Source organism: Streptococcus mitis (genome assembly GCF_023109105.1).
GTDB lineage: Bacteria > Bacillota > Bacilli > Lactobacillales > Streptococcaceae > Streptococcus > Streptococcus mitis_BW.
The window spans coordinates 43,901-69,083 of sequence record NZ_JALDTZ010000002.1; the positions used below are offsets into that span (position 1 = coordinate 43,901).

Annotated in this window: 24 protein-coding genes; 4 read left to right on the forward strand and 20 right to left on the reverse strand. The window is 40.4% G+C overall.

What is annotated here, in order from left to right; translation table 11 throughout:
• Positions 1 to 44: 44 nt before the first annotated feature.
• From M1F37_RS01770 to M1F37_RS01840, 15 genes are all read right to left on the reverse strand, one after another.
• A complete protein-coding gene (locus M1F37_RS01770; RefSeq protein WP_247934485.1) occupies positions 45 to 2,228 on the reverse strand; it encodes a PTS transporter subunit IIBC in 2,184 nt (727 codons plus the stop codon).
• Positions 2,229 to 2,412: 184 nt separating this feature from the next.
• Entirely contained in the window at positions 2,413 to 3,339 is a 927-nt protein-coding gene (ftsX, locus tag M1F37_RS01775; RefSeq protein WP_247934486.1) for a permease-like cell division protein FtsX, read from the reverse strand.
• Positions 3,332 to 4,024, reverse strand: a complete 693-nt coding sequence (gene ftsE, locus M1F37_RS01780; protein WP_247934487.1) for a cell division ATP-binding protein FtsE — start codon at positions 4,022 to 4,024, stop codon at positions 3,332 to 3,334. The genes ftsX and ftsE overlap by 8 nt, the downstream gene beginning before the upstream one ends.
• A 17-nt stretch (positions 4,025 to 4,041) precedes the next feature.
• A protein-coding gene (gene prfB / locus M1F37_RS01785) for a peptide chain release factor 2 (protein WP_120769994.1) occupies positions 4,042 to 5,137 on the reverse strand; the annotation gives its coding sequence in 2 pieces (ribosomal slippage) (positions 4,042 to 5,064 and positions 5,066 to 5,137; 1,095 coding nt in all).
• Between the two features lie 108 nt (positions 5,138 to 5,245).
• Positions 5,246 to 5,902 (reverse strand): CBS domain-containing protein, encoded by a 657-nt coding sequence (locus M1F37_RS01790; protein ID WP_247934488.1) that lies wholly within the window; start codon positions 5,900 to 5,902, stop codon positions 5,246 to 5,248.
• A 365-nt stretch (positions 5,903 to 6,267) separates the two neighbouring features.
• Entirely contained in the window at positions 6,268 to 6,978 is a 711-nt protein-coding gene (locus tag M1F37_RS01795) for an ABC transporter ATP-binding protein (RefSeq protein WP_000062219.1), read from the reverse strand.
• Positions 6,978 to 7,742 carry an ABC transporter ATP-binding protein gene (locus M1F37_RS01800; protein WP_201058270.1) on the reverse strand — a complete coding sequence of 255 codons (765 nt, stop codon included), beginning with the start codon at positions 7,740 to 7,742 and terminating at the stop codon, positions 6,978 to 6,980. The genes M1F37_RS01795 and M1F37_RS01800 overlap by 1 nt, the downstream gene beginning before the upstream one ends.
• The gene (locus M1F37_RS01805; RefSeq protein ID WP_247934489.1) at positions 7,742 to 8,698 is read right to left on the reverse strand and encodes a branched-chain amino acid ABC transporter permease; all 957 of its coding nucleotides are present in this window, start codon (positions 8,696 to 8,698) and stop codon (positions 7,742 to 7,744) included. The genes M1F37_RS01800 and M1F37_RS01805 overlap by 1 nt, the downstream gene beginning before the upstream one ends.
• A 3-nt stretch (positions 8,699 to 8,701) precedes the next feature.
• On the reverse strand, positions 8,702 to 9,571 hold the full coding sequence (locus M1F37_RS01810) for a branched-chain amino acid ABC transporter permease (RefSeq protein WP_000941421.1): 870 nt from the start codon (positions 9,569 to 9,571) through the stop codon (positions 8,702 to 8,704).
• A 222-nt stretch (positions 9,572 to 9,793) separates the two neighbouring features.
• Positions 9,794 to 10,954, reverse strand: a complete 1,161-nt coding sequence (locus tag M1F37_RS01815; RefSeq protein WP_247934490.1) for an ABC transporter substrate-binding protein — start codon at positions 10,952 to 10,954, stop codon at positions 9,794 to 9,796.
• An 85-nt stretch (positions 10,955 to 11,039) separates the two neighbouring features.
• On the reverse strand, positions 11,040 to 11,306 hold the full coding sequence (locus tag M1F37_RS01820) for a YlbG family protein (RefSeq protein WP_247934491.1): 267 nt from the start codon (positions 11,304 to 11,306) through the stop codon (positions 11,040 to 11,042).
• 78 nt (positions 11,307 to 11,384) lie between these two features.
• Positions 11,385 to 11,975, reverse strand: a complete 591-nt coding sequence (clpP, locus tag M1F37_RS01825; protein WP_000613475.1) for an ATP-dependent Clp protease proteolytic subunit ClpP — start codon at positions 11,973 to 11,975, stop codon at positions 11,385 to 11,387.
• A 173-nt stretch (positions 11,976 to 12,148) separates the two neighbouring features.
• Entirely contained in the window at positions 12,149 to 12,778 is a 630-nt protein-coding gene (gene upp, locus M1F37_RS01830; RefSeq protein WP_247934492.1) for a uracil phosphoribosyltransferase, read from the reverse strand.
• A gap of 88 nt (positions 12,779 to 12,866) precedes the next feature.
• Positions 12,867 to 13,334: a deoxycytidylate deaminase gene (locus M1F37_RS01835; RefSeq protein WP_000136975.1), complete on the reverse strand. Its 468-nt coding sequence runs from the start codon at positions 13,332 to 13,334 to the stop codon at positions 12,867 to 12,869.
• An 18-nt stretch (positions 13,335 to 13,352) separates the two neighbouring features.
• Positions 13,353 to 13,910, reverse strand: a complete 558-nt coding sequence (locus M1F37_RS01840; RefSeq protein WP_000004132.1) for a TetR/AcrR family transcriptional regulator — start codon at positions 13,908 to 13,910, stop codon at positions 13,353 to 13,355.
• Positions 13,911 to 14,034: 124 nt separating this feature from the next.
• On the opposite strand from M1F37_RS01840, the gene M1F37_RS01845 reads away from it, so the two are divergent.
• The 3 genes from M1F37_RS01845 to M1F37_RS01855 are packed head-to-tail and all read left to right on the forward strand — an operon-like array spanning position 14,035 to position 16,675.
• The gene (locus M1F37_RS01845; RefSeq protein WP_247934493.1) at positions 14,035 to 14,880 is read left to right on the forward strand and encodes a DegV family protein; all 846 of its coding nucleotides are present in this window, start codon (positions 14,035 to 14,037) and stop codon (positions 14,878 to 14,880) included.
• 57 nt (positions 14,881 to 14,937) lie between these two features.
• Complete coding sequence (locus M1F37_RS01850) at positions 14,938 to 16,116, forward strand: NAD(P)/FAD-dependent oxidoreductase (RefSeq protein ID WP_247934494.1); 1,179 nt, start codon at positions 14,938 to 14,940, stop codon at positions 16,114 to 16,116.
• 37 nt (positions 16,117 to 16,153) lie between these two features.
• A complete protein-coding gene (locus tag M1F37_RS01855) occupies positions 16,154 to 16,675 on the forward strand; it encodes a DUF1697 domain-containing protein (protein ID WP_247934615.1) in 522 nt (173 codons plus the stop codon).
• 41 nt (positions 16,676 to 16,716) lie between these two features.
• On the opposite strand, the gene M1F37_RS01860 is transcribed toward M1F37_RS01855, so the two are convergent.
• Positions 16,717 to 17,457 carry a MerR family transcriptional regulator gene (locus M1F37_RS01860; RefSeq protein ID WP_247934495.1) on the reverse strand — a complete coding sequence of 247 codons (741 nt, stop codon included), beginning with the start codon at positions 17,455 to 17,457 and terminating at the stop codon, positions 16,717 to 16,719.
• 247 nt (positions 17,458 to 17,704) lie between these two features.
• Here M1F37_RS01860 and M1F37_RS01865 point away from each other — a divergent pair, with 247 nt between their 5' ends.
• Complete coding sequence (locus M1F37_RS01865) at positions 17,705 to 19,045, forward strand: sodium-dependent transporter (protein ID WP_247934496.1); 1,341 nt, start codon at positions 17,705 to 17,707, stop codon at positions 19,043 to 19,045.
• A gap of 40 nt (positions 19,046 to 19,085) precedes the next feature.
• Here M1F37_RS01865 and manA read toward each other — a convergent pair whose 3' ends face one another.
• The 4 genes from manA to M1F37_RS01885 form a co-directional block, all read right to left on the reverse strand.
• Positions 19,086 to 20,030, reverse strand: coding sequence for a mannose-6-phosphate isomerase, class I (gene manA / locus M1F37_RS01870; RefSeq protein WP_247934497.1), 945 nt, complete (start codon positions 20,028 to 20,030; stop codon positions 19,086 to 19,088).
• 162 nt (positions 20,031 to 20,192) lie between these two features.
• Positions 20,193 to 20,540 (reverse strand): VOC family protein, encoded by a 348-nt coding sequence (locus M1F37_RS01875; protein WP_247934498.1) that lies wholly within the window; start codon positions 20,538 to 20,540, stop codon positions 20,193 to 20,195.
• 254 nt (positions 20,541 to 20,794) lie between these two features.
• Entirely contained in the window at positions 20,795 to 22,570 is a 1,776-nt protein-coding gene (gene spxB, locus M1F37_RS01880) for a pyruvate oxidase (RefSeq protein ID WP_247934499.1), read from the reverse strand.
• A 364-nt stretch (positions 22,571 to 22,934) separates the two neighbouring features.
• On the reverse strand, positions 22,935 to 25,178 hold the full coding sequence (locus M1F37_RS01885; protein ID WP_247934500.1) for a heavy metal translocating P-type ATPase: 2,244 nt from the start codon (positions 25,176 to 25,178) through the stop codon (positions 22,935 to 22,937).
• Between the last annotated feature and the right edge of the window lie 5 nt (positions 25,179 to 25,183).

Sequence of the window (25,183 nt, forward strand, 5' to 3'; positions counted from 1 at the left end):
TCCTAAAACAAGAGGTTGGAAAACAGCTTCCAACCTCAAGTATATTACAATTCTACTTTTGCAACTGCTGTTTTCGCTGCAAGAGAACCTGTTTGTTCTAATTTAACTGATTTAATAGCTTCAGCATTTGTGAAGACAACCACTGTTGAAGTTTCACGACCTGCTGCACGGATAGCATCCAAGTCAGCTGTGACAAGAAGATCACCTGCTGCAACTTTTTGTCCTTCAGCTACATGAACTATAAATGGTTTTCCTTCAAGACTTACTGTATCCAAACCAATGTGAACCAGTACTTCAAGACCTGCTTCAGTCACAAGACCAAGAGCATGTTTTGTAGGGAAGATGCTTGATACAGTACCTGAAACTGGAGATACAATATTTCCATTTGCAGGTTCTACAGCAAATCCATCACCCATCATTTTTTGAGCAAATACTGGATCTTTTACTTGTTCCAAAGCAACAACTTGGCCATCAGCTACTGAGTAAACTTCCTCAGTAAGACCTTTGAATTGAACAGTGTTTTGTTGCGCTTCTGTCATTTGACTTGGAAGAGTTTCAGGAATGATTTCACCTGAATCAAGGATATCTTGGATATCAGATTTCAATACGTCTGCTTTTGGACCGTAGATAGCTTGAACTCCTTGTCCTTTCATGACAAGACCCATAGCTCCTTCTGCTTTCCATTGCTCTGCATTTCCTACTTTATCTGCATCTTTAACAGTTACACGAAGACGAGTCATACATGCATCAACATCAACGATGTTTGCACGTCCACCAAGAAGGTTGATAATGTTTACAGCTTGAGAACCTGCTGCAACTTTCACTTCACTGCTAGCTCCTTCTGAAGCTCCTTCAGCAGTTTCATAGTTTCCGTTACGTCCTGGAGTTGCGTAGTTGAATTTTTGAATCATGAAGTTTGCGATAAAGTACATGATTACAGCAAAGAGAACAGTTACCCAGATAAAGTTAACGATATCCATACCAATACCAGCATTAATTGCTAGTGGTGTACGAGTCAAGAATTCAATTGAACCGAATGAGTGGACACGTAGGTTTACTACGTCAGCCATAGCGAAGGCAGCACCTTGAACAAGTGAGTAAACAAGATACATAGGTGTTGCTACAAACATGAACATGTATTCGATTGGTTCAGTAACCCCTGTCAAGAATGTTGCAAGAGCTGTTGCAATCATCATACCTTTATATTGATGTTTCTTATCAGCATCGACATTACGGTAGATAGCCACGATCACACCCATCAAGATACCGAATGAACCGATCATTTGTCCAACTTTGAAACGAGCTGGGTGAACAGTATCTAACAATTGTTGGTAGTGACTTGCATCTGTACCTTTAAGGTTAACAAGGTCTGTTACCCATGCAAGCCATAGTGGGTCTTGACCAAATACTTGAGTACCTTTAGCTGCACCAGTTAAAATGTCATAAGTACCACCAAGAGCTGTGTAGTTCATTGGGATAGTCAACATATGGTGAAGACCAAATGGCAAGAGCAAACGTTCCAAAGTACCAAACAAGAATGGTGCAAGGATTGGTGCAGTTTCTTGTGAGTTGGCAATCCAGATACCAAAGCTATTGATACCTGTTTGAACTACTGGCCAGAAAGCAGCAAGTAGAATTGCAGCGATTGCTGAACGAAGAATAACAACAAACGGTACAAAACGTTTTCCGTTAAAGAATGAAAGTGCGTCTGGAAGTTTACGGTAGTTGTAGTATTTGTTATAGGCAGTTGCCCCTACAAAACCTGAGATAATCCCTACGAATACACCCATGTTAAGGGCTGGTGCTTCAAGAACACTGATAAAGTAATCAGCAACTTTGATTGAACCACCAAAGAAAGTAGTTACCATAGCATCTGGATTTTTCAACATATCGCCTGATACACCAAAGATTGTACCAGTGATACGGTTAATCAAGATGAAGGCAAGACCAGCGGCGAAAGCACCACCAGCACGTTCTTTAGCCCAGCTTCCTCCAATTGCTAGGGCAAACAAAATGTGAAGGTTACCGATAACCCCCCAACCAATTTGCTCAAGAATTCCACCTGTAACTACAAGTGGTGCAAAGGTTGGGTTAATCATCACAAGTGACTTACCGATTGAAATCATCAAACCAGCAGCCGGCATAACAGCGATAACCACCATCAAAGCCTTACCGAATTTTTGCCAAAACTCGAAAGACAAGACATTTTTGAATGTATCTTTCATCATTCAAATCTCCTTTATTTTTATTTAGGCAAACGTTTTACGAAAACGTTTGCACTTAACTATGTATTAATTATACCACTTTATTTTTTTTTGTAAAGGCTTTTATAAAAAAAAGTACACTTTTTCTAAAATTTTTGTAGCAAAAAAGGAGATATTAAAATCTCCTCAAATATACTTCTATTTTATTTTAGATTTTCAGGAATCGGCGCATTGAAATTCCTGAACCAAGTGAACCGATACAGATTCCAATGACGAACAAGAGACCAATCATCAATGGGATAAAGGTATCCGGTGTAATCAACGATAGATTTTGTCCAACCAAAGATGGGTTAACAGATTGGAATACTCGGTTATAGACAAAGTAAACCAAAACTGATGGAAGGGTTGCTCCAAACAAACCAATGAAGGCACCTTCAAGCAAGAATGGTCCGCGGATATATCCATTCTTAGCACCTACTAAACGCATAATTTGAATTTCACGACTGCGTGAAATAATGGTGATACGAATAGTATTAGAAATCAAGAACACTGCAATGAAAATCAATAATCCCGCGATAGCTAGTCCCCAGACACGAATAAATGAGGCTAACTTAAACAAGCGTTCTGTATTAGCACCACCATCTTGAACTTCTGACACACCTTCAATTTTTTTAGCTTCTTCCGCTACTGTCTTTACATCACTTGGTGTATTGGTATCAACGATATAGGCATCATAGAGAGGATTGGCATCCCCTTCAAAGATTTTCCAGTTGTCCCCCATTGTCTCGGTTAATTTTTCATATTGTTCTTCTTTACTTGAAAACGTAACACTTTTAACAGTTGACATACCTTTTAAAGCATCGTATACCTTATGGTAGTCGTTATTTGTAACAGTCTGACCTTCTTTTTCAATCGTCTCACTATTATCAGCTACATCCTTACGAATGTATACCATTACTCGGACATTATTTTCAATATCTGTAGCTAGTTTAGCCGTATTAAAGATAACAGATGCAAATATTGCAACCAAGGTCAAAGTAATCATAACTGAACTGACAGCAGCTACTGTCATCCAGCCATTTCGTTTCAAACTTTTTAATGATTCAAATAAATGACGAAAAAATCTACTAATCATCGTATCCATATTCTCCTTTAGCTTCGTCACGAACTACACGACCATTTTCAATGGCAATGACACGGTGGCGCAAGGTATTTACAATCTGACTGTTGTGGGTAGCCATCAAGACAGTTGTACCTTGGAGATTGATGCGTTCCAACAAATTCATGATTTCCCATGAATTATCTGGGTCCAAGTTTCCTGTTGGTTCATCAGCTATTAATACTTTGGGATTGTTTACAATAGCACGCGCAATCGCAATCCGTTGTTGCTCTCCCCCCGAAAGTTCATTTGGGAAAGAACGAACCTTATGCTTCAATCCAACCAAGTCTAAGACTTCCATAACCCGTTTTTTGATATTACGGCGACTTTCTCCAATTACCTCCATTGCATAAGCAATATTTTCATAAACAGTTTTCTTTGGTAACAGTTTATAATCTTGGAAGACAACCCCAACACTACGACGTAGGAGAGGGACATCTTTCTTCTTAATTTTAACCAGATTAAAACCAGCTACAGTTAAGCTTCCTTTTTCGATTTTTACTTCGCGGTATAAAGCTCTAATGAATGTTGACTTCCCTGCTCCTGAAGGACCTACGATATAAGCAAATTCCCCCGGTTGAACGCTGACCGAAACACCGCGTAGGGCAGTCGTTCCATTGTCGTATTTTTTGACGACATCTCTCATTTCAATGATTGACATGTGAGTTCCTTTCTATGTTAGCTGATGCGCCACTTGAGATAGGCATCAATGAAACCATCTAGGTCTCCATCCATAACTTTATCTACCTGAGCAACCTCAAAGCTAGTTCGGTGATCTTTTACCATAGTATATGGCGTGAAAACATAAGAACGGATTTGACTTCCCCATGTGATTTCTTTTTTCTCACCCTTGAGGGAATCTACCTCCGCGGCTTTCTTCTCTTGCTCCATTTGATAGAGCTTGGCCTGCAACATCTTCATAGCTCGATCTCTATTTCCATACTGGGTACGATCCACTGTTGATTGGACAACAATTCCAGTTGGAATGTGAGTTAAACGTACACCTGTTGAAACCTTGTTGACGTTTTGTCCACCGGCACCACCTGAACGGAAGGTATCCATCTTGATGTCATCTTCTCGGATTTCCACTTCAATGGTATCGTCCAACTCAGGCATCACTTCTACAGATGTGAAAGAGGTATGACGACGTTTGGCAGAGTCAAATGGTGAGATTCGCACCAAGCGGTGAACACCCATTTCTGACTTGAGAAGGCCATAGGCATTAGGGCCTTCAAATGATAGAGTTACCGACTTAATACCAGCTTCATCTCCTGCTTGGTAATCCAAAACTTCTACTTTAAAGCCTTTAGCATTTCCATAGCGAGTGTACATACGAAGCAACATATCACCCCAATCCTGAGCCTCTGTACCACCGGAGCCTGGATGGATTTCCAAGATGGCATTATTGTGGTCATAAGGTTCTGACAAGAGAAGGGTCATCTCGTAACTGGTCATCATCTTATCAAGCTCTGACAACTGTTCAACCAGCTCTTCATGCACTGACTCATCTTCAGCTAAAAAGTCTAATAAAATTTCAACTTCATCCTGCAACTCTTCCATTTTGTGGAAGGTGTTATAGGTGTTTTTTAATTCATTTAATTCTTGCGACGTTTTTTGGGCCGCGATATTATCGTTCCAAAAATCAGGTTCTGTCATCTTATTTTCCAAGATGGCAATCTCTTCCTCTAGACCTTCGAGGTCAAAGAGACCCCCTGAAAGAAGCTAATTTTTCACGATTTGCGTCAATTTTCTGACGAATTTCTGAAATGTCCATAAATACTCCTTTTTTGTATCATTTTATTATACCATATTCTATCATTTCTTTCCATCTTTTGCTCTAATCCATTATTAGACATAAAAAGAAGCCTTTCGGCTTCCCTTCTTACAAGACTTTTGCTGAAGTACGAGTGATTTCTTCGACTTGAATATTCTCTGATTCAAATTTTTGCTTTAAGGATGACAAATCAACTGAACCATCAATTTGAACTTCGATAATCACCTTACCATCTTTTCGTGGGATATTGACTGTATGGGAAATATTCAAATTTTCTTCTACAATCAAAGAAACAATCTTTCCGAGTACACCAACTTCATCTTCTGTAACAAAGCGCACACGAATTCCTTCTTCACCGTAACCAGCAATTTCAAGAAAGGCTTGGAAAACGTCACGGTCTGTAATAACACCATAGACTTGATGGTTATCTACGACAGGAAGAATACCAATCTTGTTCTTTAACATCAGATAAGTTGCATCTTCTAGACTAGCATAACCTGAAACAGTAACAACGTCACGAATCATGACATCTTTTACTTTGGTCTTATTTAGAAGATAGTTCATCTCATAGATAGAAAGACTTGTTGCTTTTGATGGACTAGCTTGCGCAATTGTTCCTTCAGTTACCAAACCAACCAATTGATCATTTTCGATAACAGGCAAGCGGTGCAACCCTTGCTCTCTCATCAAATCTGCTGCATGAGATACTGTTGTATCTGGACTAATGTACACTACCTTGCGGGTCATAAAATCTTTAACTGCCATGAGACTTCTCCTTTTCTATTCTTATCCCTATTATACAATCTTTTTGTAAATCTATCAAACGCTTACATTTCTTTTTCAAAATTCAGAAAAGTATGAATAAGCTAGCAAAAAGAGCTCTGAAATCGAGCTCCGTGAATGAAAGTTAGATACCTTTCATTCGATTTTTTCAATTATTAGAAATTAAGCTTTCAATATAGATGCAGATTTGTTTGCAATCTCCATTCGCAACCTAAACTAGTCTCCCAGACTGTCTGAAGATTTCTTGAGCAATCTTTATCTACCGACTAAAAAGGTCCACCGGACTATAATGATGATGATTGCTTCGCAATCTCCATCTGCCGACTAAAACAATCCACTGGATTGTTTTAGCCACCCAGATATGCTTTTCTGACTTCTTCTGATGAGGCGAGTTCTTTTCCTGTTCCTGATAGGACGATTTTTCCTGTTTCCAGTACATAGCCTCGGTCAGAGATTGCGAGTGCTTTATTAGCGTTTTGTTCAATCAAGAGGACAGTTGTCCCTTGTTTCTGGATATCTTGAATGATATCAAAAATCTCTTGGATAAAGATTGGGGCAAGTCCCATTGATGGTTCGTCTAAAAGAAGGAGTTTAGGTGTTGACATGAGGGCACGACCCATAGCAAGCATTTGTTGCTCACCACCTGAAAGAGTTGCTGCATCTTGGTTCTTCCGTTCTTCAAGACGAGGAAAGCGTGAGAAAACCTTCTTCAAGTTAGCTTGATTCTCTTCACGATTTTTCTTTAAGAAAGCTCCCATTTCAAGATTTTCCATAACAGTCAAACCAGGGAAGACGTGGCGTCCTTCTGGTACTTGTGAAAGACCACCTGCTACAATCTTCTGAGCTGGCATTTTTTGGATTTCTTGACCTAAAAATTCAATCTTTCCTGAACTCGGTCTAACCAAACCAGACAAGGTACGGAGAATGGTTGTCTTACCTGCACCATTGGCACCTATAAGGGAAACTACTTCTCCTTCATTCACTTCAAAGCTTACATCACGGACTGCTTGGATCATACCGTAATGTACAGAAAGATTTTCAACTTTTAACATAGACATTAGGCTTCACCTCCTAGATAAGCTTCGATAACGCGTTTATTGGTCTTAATTTCGTCTGGAGTTCCTTGAGCAATTAAACGACCATATTCAAGTACATAGATGCGTTCTGTAACTTCCATGACCAGATTCATATCGTGTTCAATCAGCATGATTGTAATCTTAAATTCATCTTTGATACGACGAATTAACTCAGTCAATTCAGCTGTTTCCTGTGGGTTCATACCTGCTGCTGGTTCATCTAAAAAGAGAATTTTAGGTTCCGTAGCAAGGGCACGAACAATTTCCAAACGACGTTGCTGTCCGTAGGCAAGGTTTTTAGCAAGAGTCTCTGCATCGCCATCTAAATCAAAGATTTTCAGCAATTCCAAAGCTTTATCCTTTAATTCTTTTTCACTCTTATAAAAAGCTGGTAAGCGTAAGAAACTAGCAAAAACATGTTGTTTGTGATGGTTGCCAAAAGCGATCAAAACATTGTCCAAAACTGTTAAATCTTTAAAGAGACGGATATTTTGGAAAGTACGGCCAAGTCCCAAAGAAGCAATCTTATATGGTGCCTTTCCATTCAAAAGGTGACCATCTAGGGTAACTGTCCCCTCACTTGGTTCATAAACACCCGTCAAGAGGTTGAAAAGAGTGGTTTTCCCAGCTCCGTTTGGACCAATTAGTCCAACCAATTCCCCTTCGTTCAATTCAAGAGTCACATCTCCAACAGCTGTTAGACCGCCAAAATGTTTGGTTAACTGTTTTACTTCAAGTAATGCCATTAGTTTTGTTCCTCCTTCTTAGATTTTTTAAAGAAACGTGATAGGCTCAATTCCCATGTTCCAAGGAGTCCACCTGGTCTGAAAATCATTACCAATACCAAGGCTAAAGCGTAAATAATCATACGCACGCTAGCAACATCTTGGAGAAGCATATTCAAAATTCCAAGAACAATAGCCGAAACAATGGCACCTGTAATTGAGCCAAGTCCACCAAATACAACAATGATCAAAACGTTGATTGAGTTGATGAAAGTATAATCTTTCGGTACAACTGAACCGATAAATCCTGCCTGAAGCGACCCTGCAATACTTGCAGTAATAGCACCAAAGACAAAAGCGATGATTTTAATTTTAGTCGTATTAACCCCAACTGACTCAGCAGCGATTTCATCCTCACGAACAGAAAGGGTTGAACGCCCAATTGGACTACGTAAGAAGTTCAAGGTTGCAATGGTTGTAATCACGACAAAGAAGTAAACCATTTGCCAAGTTGTAAAATTAGGAATTCCCAAGATACCTGCCGCACCGTTTGTAAGGCTTCCACCATTGATGATAAAGATACGGATAATTTCAGAAACACCAAGAGTCGCTACCGCAAGATAGTCTCCCTTCAAGCGCAAAGTTGGAATTCCGACAAGTAAGGCAACTGCTCCTGAAACCAAAGCCCCTACAAGCATAGCTCCAAAGAAGGCACCGTAAGTTGGTGATTTAGAACCAATAATAGCAGCAGCATAGGCACCAATCGCCATGAAACCAGCATGCCCAAGTGAAAATTGGCCTGAAAAACCAACGATTAAGTTAAGACCAACAGCCAGAATAATATTAATCCCAATTTGTTGTAAAATCTGTACATAGAATAGATTGAGTACTCCGACTGAAACCAGTACACTAATCAAGCCATAGCCAGCTAACAAAAGGAGTAACCATAGAATATTAACTTTTAAATTTTCTTTCATTGTTTACACCTTCTCTTTCACATTTTTACCAAGGATACCAGCTGGGCGGACAATCAAGATCAACAACAAGATTCCATAAACAATGGCATCACGGAAGTCTGACATTCCAAAGGCTGTCGCAAAGGTTTCCAATAGACCAATTACAAATCCACCAAGAGCCGCACCAGGAATAATTCCGATACCACCAAGTACAGCGGCAACGAAAGACTTAAGACCTGGAGTAACACCCATCAAAGGCTCAAGAGAGTTATAATAGAGGGCAATCAGAACACCAGCCGCACCCGCAAGAGCGGAACCCAAAGCAAAGGTAAAGCTGATAGTACGGTTTACATTGATTCCCATCAATTGTGCTGCATCGCTATCTACGGATACTGCACGCATGGCTTTCCCCATCTTAGTCTTTTGGACAATGACTTGTAACAAAATCATCAAAATCAAGGAAATGGCCAAGATCATTAACTGTACATTTGTTAGGCTAATTGGTCCCAAATCATAGCGAACTGTTTGAATCGCTTGAGGAAAAGCACGAGTATTGGCACCAACCAGATAGACCATTCCATACTCAAGTAGGAAGGAAACCCCAATAGCCGTAATCAAAACAGCAATACGAGTTGAGTGGCGCAAAGGTCGGTAAGCAAGGAACTCAATCACGACACCAAGGATGGCTGTAGCTAGCATAGCTACAATTAGCGCTACAAAGAAATTCATTTGGAAAGAATTAATCAAGAAATAACCAATAAAGGCTCCCATCATATAAATATCACCGTGGGCGAAGTTGATGAGCTTGATAATTCCGTAAACCATGGTATATCCTAGGGCTAACAGTGCGTAAACACTACCTAGAATCAAACCATTTACTAGTTGTTGGAGCATAAGATTCACTCTTTCTATTTATAATTTTGAGGGTTTTCCCTCAATTTTTGATAGGTTCTTATACTCAATGAAAATCAAAGAGCAAACTAGGAAACTAGCCGCAGGCTGTACTTGAGTACGGCAAGGCGACGTTGACGCGGTTTGAATGTGATTTTCGAAGAGTACTAAACATCGAAACAGGGAGTGAGTCAACGGCTCATTCCCTATTTCAACATTTTTCTATTATGGTTTTACAACTTCTGCTGCTTCAACCTTACCATTGTTCATGGTCATCATGTAAGCAGTTTTGACTGTGTTGTGGTCTGCATCGAAGCTTGTTTGACCAGTTACACCTTCAAAGTCTTTTGTTTTAGCAAGGTTGTCCTTGATCTCACCTGAGTTTTTAGCACCTTTTGCTGCGTTTGCTACAAGGTGAACTGAGTCATAAGCAAGAGCTGCAAATGTTGAAGGATCTTCGTTATATTTTGCACGGTAAGCTTCAAGGAAGGCTTTTGCTTTAGGTGAAACTTCTACAGTAGTTGAGAAGCCTGAGATAAAGTAGATGTTTGATGCTTTTTCAGGAGTTGCTTGTTGCACAAACTCTTCACCGTTGAATCCATCACCACCAACGATTGGTTTGTCAATTCCCATACCACGCGCTTGGTTTACAATTTTACCAGCTTCAGTGTAGTAACCTGGTAATACGATCGCATCAAAGTCTTTATCTTTGATTTTTGTCAAAGCTGCTTGGAAGTCTGTGTCACCTGCTACGAAAGTTTCATCTGCAACGATTTCGCCTTTGTAAGCTTCACGGAAAGCTTTGGCAATACCTTTAGCATAGTCACTGGCATTGTCAGTGTAAAGAACAACTTTCTTAGCGTTTAATTTTTCAGAAACATAGTTTGCGATAATCTTTCCTTGGAAGCTATCTTGGAAAGTTCCGATAAAGAGGTAATCTTGGCCTTTAGTCAATCCATCTTGAGTTGCACTTGGTGAAATCAATGGAACACCTGCTTTTGTAGCGTTAGCTACCGCAGCTGCAGTTGCACCAGATGTCGCAGGTCCTACGATTGCTGATACTTTAGATTGAGTTACAAGGTTAGTTGTTACTGAAGCCGCCTCAGCAGTTTCAGACTTGTTATCTTTATCAACTACTTCGATTTTTTTTCCATCGATACCACCTGCGGCATTGATTTCATCAACGGCAAGTTGGGCACCTTTTTGTTCAGATGTACCGTAGGCTGCTACGGCACCAGTTTCCTCGAAGTTAAATCCGATTTTGATTGTCTTTTCATCTACTGAGTTACCAGCAGCGTTTGACGCTCCAGATTTCACTTCTCCACAGGCTGCAAGAAGTGCTACACTTGCAAGCGCCACAAACGATAGGGCAAATTTTTTCTTCATTTTTTATCTCCTTATTTCTTAAATAAATAGCATGTTAAGAATATACCGAATTATCAGAAAATTGTCAACACTTTTTTTATATTTTTTAAATGATTGCGTTTTCCTCTCGATAAAGATTGCCCACAAAGGGTGTTTCCAATTCTTGGATATGACAAACTCTAACTTTTTTGATAAATCTTTCCTTGCTCAAGCGCCCGACCAATTGCTCCACTTCTTGAGTTGGAACATAGAGTTGTAAGTAACGATGTTTCTTGGAATGATAGGTAATATCTCCATAATCCTGCAGTTTTTTTGCATCACGATTATAGTAAAGATAGATAATCAAGCCAGATCGATTGACTTTTTCAAACATGATAAATCCTCTTTCTAAGAAATCTCTCCCTATTATACCAAAAAAAGCAAACCCAGTCGAGTTTGCCTTCTTTAATCATTAGTTCAATGAATTGTTGGCCATGATTTCATCAATGAAGCCATATTCAAGTGTTTCTTGGGCACTCATCCAGTTATCACGTTCTGCATCCGCATGGACTTTTTCGATTGACTGACCTGAATTTTCAGCCAAGATTTTTTCCAAGGTATTACGAGTTTTGAGCAAGTGTTCTGCAGCGATCGCCATATCGGTTTGTTGAGTACCACCACCTGTACCACCCATTGGTTGGTGAATCATATACTCTGCATTTGGAAGCATGAAACGTTTGCCTTTGGCTCCACTTGATGCGATGACTGTTCCCATAGATGCAGCCATTCCCATAACGATGGTTTGGACATCTGCCTTAATAAAGTTCATGGTATCAACGATTGCCAAACCAGCTGAAACAGAACCACCAGGTGTATTGACATAAAGGTAAATATCTTTTGTACTATCTTGAGCATCCAAGAAGAGCAACTGAGCAATAACAGAGTTAGCCATATTGTCTTCAACTGGACCTGTCAGCATAATGATGCGGTCTTTTAAAAGACGTGAGTAAATATCGTATGAACGTTCTCCACGGCTTGTTTGTTCAATAACTACAGGAATCATTTATTTCTCCTTTTGAATTTTAATTTTGTTGGTCAAATGACTGAAGATAAGACTATTATAATATCTTGGTCAAAAAAGGTCAAATTTTTGCTCTGTTTTCATTAGACAGAAACAAAAATTTAACCTCCTTTCGTGACTGGAAATTCTTTTCCAAGTCATTCTTCTTTTCGATCTTATTTCGTACCGAACAAGCGATCTCCAGCATCTCCAAGACCTGGAACGATATAACCGTGTTCGTTCAAGCGTTCATCCAAGGCTGCTGTAAAGATTTCTACATCTGGATAAGCTTCTTGTAGGGCTTTGACACCTTCTGGTGCAGATACAAGGCAGACAAATTTAATATTTGATGCACCACGTTTTTTAAGCGAGTCAACAGCCAAGATTGCTGAGCCACCTGTTGCCAACATTGGGTCTACGACAAAAATTTGACGTTGGTCAATATCTTCAGGCAATTTCACCAAGTACTCAACTGGTTGAAGTGTTTCTTCATCACGGTACATACCGATGTGACCAACCTTAGCAGCTGGAACCAAGCTCAAGAGCCCATCAACCATCCCGATACCTGCACGCAAGATTGGAACGATGGCCAATTTCTTACCTGCCAATTGTTTTTGAACTGTTTTTGTGATTGGTGTTTCGATTTCCACATCTTCTAGTGGAAGATCACGAAGTACTTCATACCCCATCAACATTGCAATCTCATCTACTAGCTCACGAAAAGCTTTTGTAGAAGTATCTGTACGACGCAAGATTGACAATTTGTGTTGAATCAGTGGATGATTAATAACTTCAATTTTTCCCATTTTTTGAGTTCCTTCTTTCAATTTATTCTTCTTATTATACCAAAAAACGGTTTAAAAATCTTTCTAAACCATTTATTTTTGATAATTTTTACATTAAATCTGCCTCTTTAAGAGCGGACTGTACTGTCTCAAGTGGTAAATGGGTCAATTCTGTTCCCTTTTCTTGATAAAGGTATTGGGCATAATCGTCCATTCGGTACTGGTTGATATAAACCACGCGCTTGCAACCTACCTGCAGCAATTGTTTTGTACAGTTGAGACAAGGAAAATGGGTTACATAGGCTGTAAAGCCTTTAGGAACACCACGTTCTGCACCTTGAAGGATAGCATTGACCTCAGCGTGAAGGGTGCGAACACAGTGTCCTTCGATGACCAGACATTCGTGGTCAATACAATGCTCAGTCCCTGACACCGAACCATTGTAACCAGTGGAAATTACCTTATTATCCTTTACCAGAATTGCGCCCACTTTGGCACGTTTACAAGTGGAACGATTGGCAATTAGTAGGGCTTGAGCTGCAAAGTACTCATCCCAGGCTAGTCTTTTTTCAGTCATCTCTTTTCTCCTTTTTCTCTATTTTTTAAAAAATGGTAACCGTAAATCCGCAATCTTTTCAGCAGGTACTTTCATGCCATCCTTGATCCATTTTAGAAGGACAGATACAATGGCTGAGCTCCAGAAGGAATGAAGATAAGAGCTGACACCTTTTGATTTTCCATGGTATTTTTCTAAAAATTCCTGCATGGCCTGGACAAAGATTTTTTCCAAATGGTAATCTAAGGCAAGTTGAATCACTCTGGCTTCTTTTCTAGCCTCTCGGAAAAGATGAACCCAGACCAGATAAAGATCTGTTTTTAAATCATAATGATGCAACTGTTCCATAATATTGTGGACACTCCGTTTAAAGACACTCTCTAAAATTTCCTCTTTGGAATCATAATTACGGTAAAAGGCCGCCCGCGAAACACCTGCCCGTTTGACCAATTCAGAAATACTAATCTTGGTCAAGTCCTTTTTTTCCAAGAGCTGCAAGAGGGCTGTTTCTATGGCTTCTCTGGTTAATAAGTTGGATTCTTGGTTTGATTTTCTTAGATTTTCAAGAGATTTTTCAGAGATTCTACGTTCAGACATAACATTTTCTTTCTACTTGTCACAACAGACGGATTAAGCTTTTGTTTCAAGGGTTTTCATGATATAATTGTAAAAAAAGACAGAACCTTTGTCAATGTATAACTGACAAAGATGGAGAATTTCTATGACTTGGAAGATTATTGCTGACTCTGGTTGTGATTATCGTCAACTGCCAACACCAGCTATTGACACGACATTTGTAAGTGTTCCCTTAACCATTCAAGTAGCTGATCAAATCTTTATTGATGATGCCAGTCTTGATATTGACCAAATGATGGAAACCATGTATGCAACTGCAGAAGCTTCAAAATCAGCTTGTCCAAGCCCAGATGATTATTTACGAGCATTTGAAGGAGCCAAAAACATTTTCTTAGTAACCATCACCGGTACTCTTTCTGGCAGTCACAATAGTGCTCAACTAGCTAAGAATATTTATCTTGAAGAAAATCCTGACACTAAGATTCATGTGATTGATAGTTTGTCTGCTGGTGGAGAAGTTGACTTGCTCGTAGAAAAATTAAATGACTTGATTGACCAAGGCTTATCTTTTGATGAAGTGGTTGAAGCTATCACAGCTTATCAAGAAAAAACTAAGTTGCTCTTTGTCCTAGCTAAAGTCGATAACTTGGTTAAAAACGGCCGTTTGAGCAAGCTTATCGGTACAGTCGTTGGTCTTCTCAACATCCGTATGGTCGGAGAAGCTAGTGAAACTGGAACCCTAGAACTACTACAAAAGGCTCGTGGACCCAAAAAATCCCTTCAAGCAGCCTATGAAGAACTCATCAAAGCTGGCTATGCTGGTGGGCGTATCGTTATGGCTCATCGCAGCAATGAAAAATTCTGTCAACAATTGTCAGAACGCTTGCTAGAAACCTTCCCACAAGCCAATATCAAAATTCTCCCAACCTCTGGTCTCTGCAGTTTTTATGCAGAAGATGGCGGTTTGCTGATGGGATATGAAATTGATTAATTACATTCTTGACAAGAGGTGACTTCATCTCTTGTTTTTTTGTGGTACAATAGAGCTATGAAACATTTTGATACTATTGTCATCGGTGGGGGACCTGCCGGTATGATGGCTACCATTTCCAGTAGCTTTTATGGACAGAAAACCCTCCTCATCGAAAAAAATCGGAAGCTTGGAAAAAAATTAGCTGGAACTGGTGGGGGACGTTGCAATGTAACGAACAACGGAACTCTAGACGACCTACTAGCTGGAATCCCTGGAAATGGTCGCTTTCTATACAGTGTCTTTTCCCAGTTTGATAACCATGATATTATTAACTTCTTTACAGAAAATGGTGTTAAACTTAAGGTAGAAGACCACGGCCGTGTCTTTCCTGCTAGTGACAAGTCTCGGACCATTATCGAGGCCTTGGAAAAGAAAATCACTGAGCTAGGAGGACAAGTTCTCACTCAAACAGAAATTGTTTCGGTTAAAAAGGTAGATGACCAGTTTGTCCTTAAGTCAGCGGACCAAACCTTCACTTGTGAGAAACTCATTGTCACAACTGGCGGAAAATCCTATCCTTCCACTGGTTCGACTGGTTTTGGCCATGAGATTGCCCGCCATTTCAAACATACCATTACGGAGCTTGAGGCAGCTGAAAGTCCTTTATTGACGGATTTTCCACATAAGGCCTTGCAGGGAATTTCACTGGATGATGTGACCTTAAGCTATGGCAAGCATGTTATCACTCATGATTTACTCTTTACCCACTTTGGTCTATCCGGTCCTGCTGCCCTACGTATGTCCAGCTTTGTCAAGGGTGGAGAGGTTCTCTCACTTGATGTTTTGCCTCAACTTTCTGAGGAGGACTTGGTTGTATTTCTAGAAGAAAATCGGGAAAAATCCTTGAAAAATGCCTTAAAAACCATGTTACCAGAACGTTTGGCAGAATTTTTTGTACAAGGATATCCTGATAAAGTTAAACAGCTGACTGAAAAAGAACGAGAACAGCTAATTAAATCCATCAAGGAATTAAAAATCCCTGTAACTGGTAAAATGTCTCTTGCTAAATCCTTTGTTACCAAGGGTGGGGTCAGTCTCAAGGAAATTAATCCTAAAACGCTGGAAAGCAAACTGGTTCCTGGCCTTCACTTTGCAGGTGAAGTACTAGATATCAATGCCCACACAGGTGGCTTCAACATCACTTCTGCTCTCTGTACTGGCTGGGTAGCAGGCTCAAATCAAATATATAAATAATTGAATGACTAAAATACCAAATAAGAAAGGAAGTCCTTTGGAACATATTATTTTACTAAGAGGTGTTACTCCTAATGGAAAAAATGCTATCCCCAAAATGTCTTATTTAGTAGATATTTTAACAGAAGCTGGGTTTCAACAAGTTCGAACTTATATTCAAAGTGGAAATATCATTCTTGAAAGTGACTTGACCCTAGAAGAAATACGAGAACAGGTTCACGCTCTAATAAAGGAAAAAATTGGTGCTGACTTAAAAATGGTAATCAAGAACAAAAGTAATTTTACAAAAATTGTCCAAGAAAACCCGTTTGGAGAACACTATCTTTATGACCGTGTACACGTGATTTTTTATCAAGAACCTATTCAAAGCCTCCCTTTAGAAAAATTAAAAATCGATTACGGTGAAGAAGAAATTTGTATCGGTAACCATTGTCTTTACCTCTATCTCCCTAGAACTGCAAAACAAAAGAAACTTAATACCAACTATCTTGAAAAGCTTTTTAATGTAGATTTGACCATGCGAAAACTGAATGTAGTAGAAAAATTATTAAGCAAGTAGTATTTGAAGTTAGAAAAAATCGGAAGAACACTCCTCCGATTTTATTTTGTCTGAGTTTGGACATAGTGGGCAATGACATCTGATGTGTACTGGGCCGTACCAGGTCCAAACTTATCAATATTTTCTTTAAACTCTGGGTTATATACGTAGCCTTTTCCGATATGACCGAATACCTCAACAGAACAATCAAATCCATAAGTACGGATGGCTTGCAAGAGCTTGGCTGCTTGCTCTTGATTTTCAGTTGCTGTTGCAGGTAAATCAACTTGAAGATTTTGTGCCAAGGTTCGAAAAACTTGGTTGAAGGCAGCCGTAGCTTCGTCTTCGTGACCTTTTTGGCGTTCGAGCGCTTGGTCCATCACTTCTTGTCCATATTTCTCTACCGCCTCTTGGTGGTATTTTTGATTGTCTTGGTAGTTAAATCCTGCGAATTTTTCTTGAATGCTCATTTCTCTTTCTCCTTTTTGTTCTTGAATGGTTTTTTGCAAGGTGGAAATCAAACTATCCAGATGTTGCCTTTCTCGAGTCAAATAGTCCAACTGTCTGGTCAAGTGAGGCAACAAATCTGATCTATCTTCCTTTAGGAGCTCTGCTATTTTTTCTAAAGAAAAACCTAGATATTTGTAGTAAAGAATGACCTGAAGGCGTTCCAAATCCTCTTTACTGTAGATTCGATAGCCGTTTTCCGACTTTATGGGGAACAGAAGACCTATCTTATCGTAGTGGTGCAAGGTCTTAACAGAGACACCTGAAAGTTGCGCAGCTTCTTTTATATGGTACATGATTTCCTCCTTACATTGATAGTATACCCCCTCCCCTTAGGTCAGAGTCAAGCATTTTTGTGAGATTTTTTAAACTTTTTGAGAAAGCTGTGAAAACTTGAAAATGGTTTTCTTGACAGACCTTAGAAAACATGATAGGATAGTCAAGTCTATCAATCAAAAGAAACGCTCAGTTTGAGTACTGATGAGGCTATTTGCCAAGGGCAGTAGCTTTTTCTTTTGTAACATTAATTTTAGGAGTTTAACTATGTCTGAAAAATCACAATGGGGTTCTAAACTGGGCTTTATCCTAGCATCTGCTGGTTCAGCCATCGGGCTTGGTGCCGTTTGGAAATTCCCCTATATGACTGCTGCTAATGGCGGAGGAGGCTTTTTACTGGTCTTTCTCGTTTCTACCATTTTAATCGGTTTCCCTCTTTTGCTAGCTGAATTTGCCCTCGGCCGAAGCGCTGGTGTTTCTGGGATTAAAACCTTTGGAAAACTCGGCAAAAATGGCAAGTATAACTTTATCGGTTGGATTGGTGCCTTTGCTCTCTTTATCCTCTTATCTTTCTACAGTGTTATTGGAGGATGGATTCTAGTCTATCTAGGCATTGAGTTTGGAAAATTGTTCCAACTTGGTGTAACTAGTGATTACGCTCAGTTATTTACTTCCATCATTTCAAATCCAGTCATTGCCCTAGGAGCTCAAGCAGCCTTTATTCTGTTGAATATCTTTATTGTATCACGTGGTGTTCAAAAAGGGATTGAAAGAGCATCTAAGGTTATGATGCCTCTCCTCTTTATCATCTTTGTTGTCATCATCGGGCGCTCTCTCAGTTTGCCAAATGCCATGGAAGGCGTTCTTTACTTCCTCAAACCAGACTTTTCAAAATTGACTAGCTCTGGTCTCCTCTATGCTCTGGGACAATCTTTCTTTGCCCTCTCACTAGGGGTTACAGCCATGCTGACCTATGCTTCTTACTTGGACAAGAAAACCAATCTGGTCCAATCAGGGATTTCCATTGTAGCCATGAACATCTCAGTATCCATCATGGCAGGTCTCGCCATTTTCCCAGCTATGTCAGCCTTCAATATCCAGTCTGAAGGGGGACCGAGTTTGCTCTTTATCGTCTTGCCTCAACTCTTTGACAAGATGCCTTTTGGAACCATTTTCTACATCCTCTTCCTCTTGCTCTTCCTCTTTGCGACGGTCACTTCTTCTGTCGTGATGCTGGAAATCAATGTAGGAAATATCACCAATCAGGATAACAGCAAGCGTGCCAAGTGGAGTGTGATTTTAGGAATCTTGACCTTTGTCTTTGGAATTCCTTCAGCCCTATCTTACGGTGTCATGGCGGATGTTCACATCTTTGGGAAGACCTTCTTTGACGCTATGGACTTCTTAGTTTCCAATCTCCTCATGCCATTTGGAGCTCTCTGCCTTTCACTCTTTACAGGCTACATCTTCAAAAATGCTCTTGCCCTGGAGGAACTCCATCTCGATGAAACAGCATGGAAACAGGGACTTTTCCAAGCCTGGCTCTTCCTTCTTCGCTTTATCATTCCAATTATCATCATTGTGGTCTTTATCGCCCAATTTATGTAATCAAAAAGGACTTGAGTAATGAACTCAGGCCCTTTCTTTTTTATGGATGACTAACAATCAATTCCAACCCTTGCCCTTCTAGAGTCCAAGATTCAACATCACTTGGTAGGATAAAGTGGCTACCTTTTTGGATTGGATAGTTTTTCCCATCAACAGTCAGTTGACCTTGGCCAGCTAAGACACTAAACAAGCTGTAGTCAACTGTCTTTTCGAAGTCAACTTTTCCATCGATTTCCCACTTGTAAACTGCGAAGAAATCATTGGATACAAGGAGAGTGAAACGCAAATCATCTGCTTTGACAGTCACAGGACGGCTGTTTGCAGGCTCGCCAATGTTTAAAACATCAATGGATTTTTCAAGGTGAAGTTCACGCAAGTTACCTTTATCGTCCTTGCGGTCAAAGTCGTAAACACGGTAAGTTGTATCACTAGACTGTTGCGTTTCAAGAATCAAGATGCCTGCCCCGATAGCGTGCATGGTTCCGCTTGGTACATAGAAGAAATCTCCAGCCTTAACAGGAACCTTTGTCAGCAAGGCATCCCAGTTTTTATCTTCGATTTGTTGGCGAAGTTCTTCTTTTGACTTAGCATTGTGACCGTAAATAATCTCTGAACCTTCATCTGCAGCGATGATGTACCAGCACTCTGTTTTTCCAAGTTCGCCTTCATGCTCTAAACCATAAGCATCATCTGGGTGAACTTGCACACTGAGCCAGTCGTTGGCATCGAGGATTTTGGTCAAAAGTGGAAATACAGGCTCTGGACGGTTGCCAAACAATTCACGGTGTTCCGCATACAAAGTAGCTAGGTCTGTTCCCTCAAAACGACCATTGGCTACCTTTGAAACACCATTTGGATGAGCTGAGATGGCCCAGTATTCTCCGATTTTTTCACTTGGGATGTCGTAACCAAACTCATCACGTAGCTTTGTTCCACCCCAAATTTTTTCTTGCATAACTGATTGTAAAAATAATGGTTCTGACATGTCAATCTCCTGTCTGATTTTTCTCCCCTCATTATAGCAAAAAAAGAGTTCCAGTTGAACTCTTTTTTATATCTTATAAAGTAGAGAGAATATTTTATAAAAATAGTAAAGAAATCCCTTCTTATACTATAACTTTTGTTGGCGATCAAACTCTACTATGTCCTACTTCATACGATAAAAATCAATCACTAGACCGGCAGGTCCTTCAACTAGTAGGGATTCTGTCCCCCAATCGGTTACAGTTGGTCCATGTAAAATCTCAGTACCAATTTCTTTCAACCGTTGGTAGTTCTGCTCTATATCCTCAACCTCAATGTGAAGAATGATTCCTGACTGAAAATCTTCCAAAGGAATCAAATGATTTTGCGACAACATGAGGCAGTGACTGCCAATCGTAAACTGAGCAAAGCCTTGATCAACATAATCTGCCTTTTTATCCAAAATATGCTCCAAGTCAGCACAGACTTGGGAAACATTTGAAACGATGATGTCTAATTGATTTAAATTCATTTACTATCCTCCAGAAAAAGACCGGATTGCTCCGATCTTTTCAAGTTTCTCTCTATGCAAATCAAAGAATAAACAAGGCGGAACCAAGTTTGATGGCAATTCTTTGCTCATCAAACTACGAAAAATCCTTTGGGACTTTTTCTAGGCTCCGCACTAGATTCCATCATTGAAAATTAAGGTTTCAATGATGGAATCGTCGGCAGTAACCTAATAAAGAAGTCTATAAATTTATCTTTGATTTTCGACGAGAGGAATTATTTAATTGCGCGTGATTGCAAACCTTCTTCTTCCAAGAAGAGACGGAATGGTACGAGTTCTTCTGCTTCGTATTTTTCCTTGAAGGCTTTGATTGCTTCTTCTGAGTGAAGTTTTGGATCCAATTCAAGTACTTCTACTGGAAGTGGACGGTGTGGAGTGATGCGAGCATCGATAACAACAGTTTTACCTTCTTTGTTCAATTTAACAGCTTCTGCAACAACTGCGTCGATATCTTCGATACGGTTTACTGTAAATCCAACAGCTCCTTGAGCTTCAGCAATTTTAGCGTAGTCAGCGTTTGTGAAGTCACAACCAAACAAGTGTTTGTTTGTGTCTTCGTATTTGTCCTTGATGAAGGCATATTTACCATTTGAGAAGACAACGTTGATAACTGGAAGGTCGTATTGAACGTTTGTGATCACGTCTGGGTAGCACATGTTGAATGCACCGTCACCCATGATGTTCCATACTTGGCGATCTGGATTGTCTTTCTTAGCAGCGATACCACCAGGAAGGGCAATACCCATTGTCGCAAAGAGTGGAGATGTACGCCACATGTTCTTAGGTGTCATGTGAAGGTGACGAGTAGATGTTTGAGTAGTGTCACCTACGTCGATTGAGTAGATAGCGTCTTGATCAGCATGTTTGTTGATTGCATTGTAAACTTGATACAATTGCAATTCACCCTCAGTTTTACCTTCGAGTTTGTTCATGTAATCGCGCCAGTTTTGGTTGTTCTTCACGTTAGCACGCCACCATGGAGTAGACTCAACTGGGTTTACCTTATCAAGGATAGCTTTAGCTGCTTGACCTGCATCACCAAGGATTGAAGCGTCAAGGGCGTGGCGTTTACCAAGTTTGTAAGGGTCGATATCCACTTGGATGAATTTTTCAGTGTTTTTGAATGCTTCGTATACTTCAGCAAATGGGAAGTTTGAACCAAGGAAAAGAACTGTGTCTGCTTCAAAGACCACTTCGTTGGCTGGTTTCCAACCAACACGGTATGCAGAACCTGTCAAACCTTCGTAGTTCCATTCGAAAGCTTCGAAGTTTTTACCAGTTGTGATGATTGGTGCTTTGATTTTACGTGACAATTCAGTAATCACTTCACCAGCTTTAACACCACCGTAACCAGCATAGATAACTGGACGTTCAGCATTGTTCAAGATTTCAACAGCTTTGTCGATTTCAACTTCGTTCAAAGCAGGAGCGATAAATGAACGCTCGTATGAACCTGATCCATAGTAAGAGTTTTCGTCGATTTCTTGGAAACCGAAGTTTACTGGAATTTCAACGACAGCTGGACCTTTTTTAGAAACTGCAGCACGGCAAGCTTCGTCGATTACTTTTGGCAATTGCTCAGCGTAAGCTACACGTTTGTTGTATACAGCGATACCGTTGTACATTGGGTTTTGGTTCAATTCTTGGAAAGCATCCATGTTCAATTCGTTAACTGGACGTGATCCAAGGATAGCAAGGAATGGAGTGTTATCCATAGCTGCATCGTAAACACCGTTGATCAAGTGAGTTGCACCAGGTCCACCTGAACCAACTGCAACACCGATAGAACCGCCAAATTTAGCTTGCATAACCGCTGCAAGAGCACCTGTTTCTTCGTGGCGAACTTGCAAGAAGCGGATATCTTTGTCTTCAGCCAAAGCGTCCATCAATGAGCTGAGTGTTCCTGATGGGATACCGTAGATTGTGTCTACGCCCCATGTTTTCAATACGTTGAGCATTGCTGCAGATGCAGTAATTTTCCCTTGAGTCATAATGATAACTCTCCTTCAAATATTTTTAAATCTACTAAAAAAGGTTTCATACAGTTTTTGAAAACGTTTCAGCAAATTTTTACTCTACTAATTTACCACAATTATTTTGACTTTACTAAGAATCTGCTCAGAAGTTTTTATTCTCTATTACAGTACAGATTGAAAACGTTTTTAGTTTCTGTTTTATAATAATACTCAATGAAAATCAAAGAGCAAACTAGGAAGCTAGTCGCAGGTTGCTCAAAGCACTGCTTTGAGGTTGTAGATAAGACTGACAAAGTCAGTTACATATATCTACGGTAAGGCGACGCTGACGTGGTTTGAAGAGATTTTCGAAGAGTATAAAAAGCGAGCAAGCCCGCTTTTAATCTATTTTACTAAAGTTTAGTAATAGTGAACTTGTCAGAACAGATACAGAACTAAAGGCCATGGCTAGACCTGCCAGTTCTGGGTTGAGAGCCAGTCCAACACCTGAAAAGACTCCTGCTGCAATCGGAATTCCGGCGACATTGTAGATAAAGGCCCAGAAAAGATTGAGCAGAATTCGATTAAAGGTTTTCTTACTCATGTCAAAGGCACGAACCACTCCTAGGAGGTTATTAGTTGTCAACACCAAATCTGCTGACTCGATGGCAATATCTGTTCCAGCTCCCATAGCAATCCCCACATCTGCTACACTGAGGGCAGGAGCGTCATTGATACCATCACCAACAAAGGCTACTTTTCCAGTCGCTTGTAGTTTATGGATTTCATGGGCTTTTTCTTCTGGTAAGACACCTGCAATGACCTCTTCGATTCCGATCTGATCGGCAATAGCACGCGCCACACCTGCATTGTCTCCTGTCAGCATGACTGTTTTAAGACCTCGTTTTTTCAACTGACTGATGGCAAGCTTAGCATTTTCCTTAGGAATATCTTGCAAAGCAAGCAAGCCTTTGATTTCATTCTCAACAGCCAAGAACACAACTGTCTTAGCTTCTTTTTCCAGTTCTTCTAATTTTTCTTGATAAACGCTTGAAATGTTCATGCCATCCAGCATTTTAGCATTTCCAAGCAAAACTTGTTTTCCATTGATTTGCCCTGAGACACCTTTTCCGTGCAAGGCTTGGAAATTTTCAACAGTTTGAAACTCAAGTCCAGCTTCACTAGCTCGTTTCACAACGGCTTCAGCCAGTGGGTGTTGAGAAGCTTCTTCCAAGGAAGCTGCCAATCCAAGCACTTCTACTTCGTCGCCGATGATATCTGTGACCACAGGTTTCCCTTCCGTCAAAGTCCCTGTCTTATCAAAGACGATAGTTTGAACTTTCTGGATTTCCTGTAGAACCGTTCCATTTTTGAGGAGAACTCCCATCTTGGCACTGCGACCTGTCCCCACCATAAGGGCTGTCGGTGTTGCAAGTCCCAATGCACAAGGGCAGGCAATAATCAGAACTGCTACTCCATAGAGAAGCGAAGACACAAAGCTCGCTCCAAGCACAACTACACTATCCCTGAGCAAGACGAACCAAACCCAAAAGGTCACAATCCCTAAAATGACAACTGCTGGGACAAAAATCCCTGAAATTTTATCCGTCAAGTCCTGAATCGGCGCACGACTTGTCTGAGCTTTCTTCACAAAATCCACAATCTGAGCCAAAACAGTCTCTGAACCAACTTTTTCTGCTCTAAAAACAAGTGTTCCACTATTATTGATGGTTGAACCAATGACGGTATCTCCAACTGTCTTGTCCACAGGCAGACTCTCACCTGTCACCATAGACTCATCAATACTAGAGATACCTTCTACTACGACACCATCAACCGCAATCTTTTCACCGGGACGCACTCGAATCAGGTCACCTACCTTGACTTGCTCCAAAGGAACTTGAACATAGTTATCCTCACGCAAGACTTCTGCAGTTTTAGCCTGCAAGTCAAGTAATTTCTCCACAGCTTGGGACGTATTTTTCCGCATTTTTTCCTCAAAAACTGCTCCCAAAAGAACGAAGAAGAGGATAAATCCAGCACTTTCAAAGTAGACAGGGAGACCAGCGGAGAGGGCAACTAAGCTATAGAAATAGGCCACTAGGGTTCCCAGCGCAACCAAGGTATCCATGTTGGCATTGTGCTTTTTAAAACTAGCCCAAGCACTTTGGATATAAGGACCACCTGCTACTAGCATAATCGGTGTTGTGGCTAAAAAGGTGCCCCAACGCATGACTTGGTGACTAATTCCTCCTGTCGACATCCCAATCATGAGGATCACAAGAGGCACAGTAAAGATACTAGTAATCCAAAAACGCTGTAAAAGTGATAGAGATTTTCGAGTCTTCTCAACTACGGTATAACTCCCCTTTTGCATCTTCATGCCACAAGAAAATTCATGTTGGCCTAATTCTTGAGGTGTAAAACGAATGACTTTCTCCTCATCTACGCCGATTGGTTCCAAGATGCCTTCTTCTTCAAACAGAATTTCCTTGTAACAGTTTGAAGGTGTCACACGGTGAAAGGTGATCTCAGCAGGAACTCCTTTTTGCAGTTGAACGTGGGCTGGATGGTAGCCTTTGTCTGCCGTGATACGGATTTTTTGAATGCCATTTTCTAGGCTAGCTTTCACATTTTCTGTCATAGTCT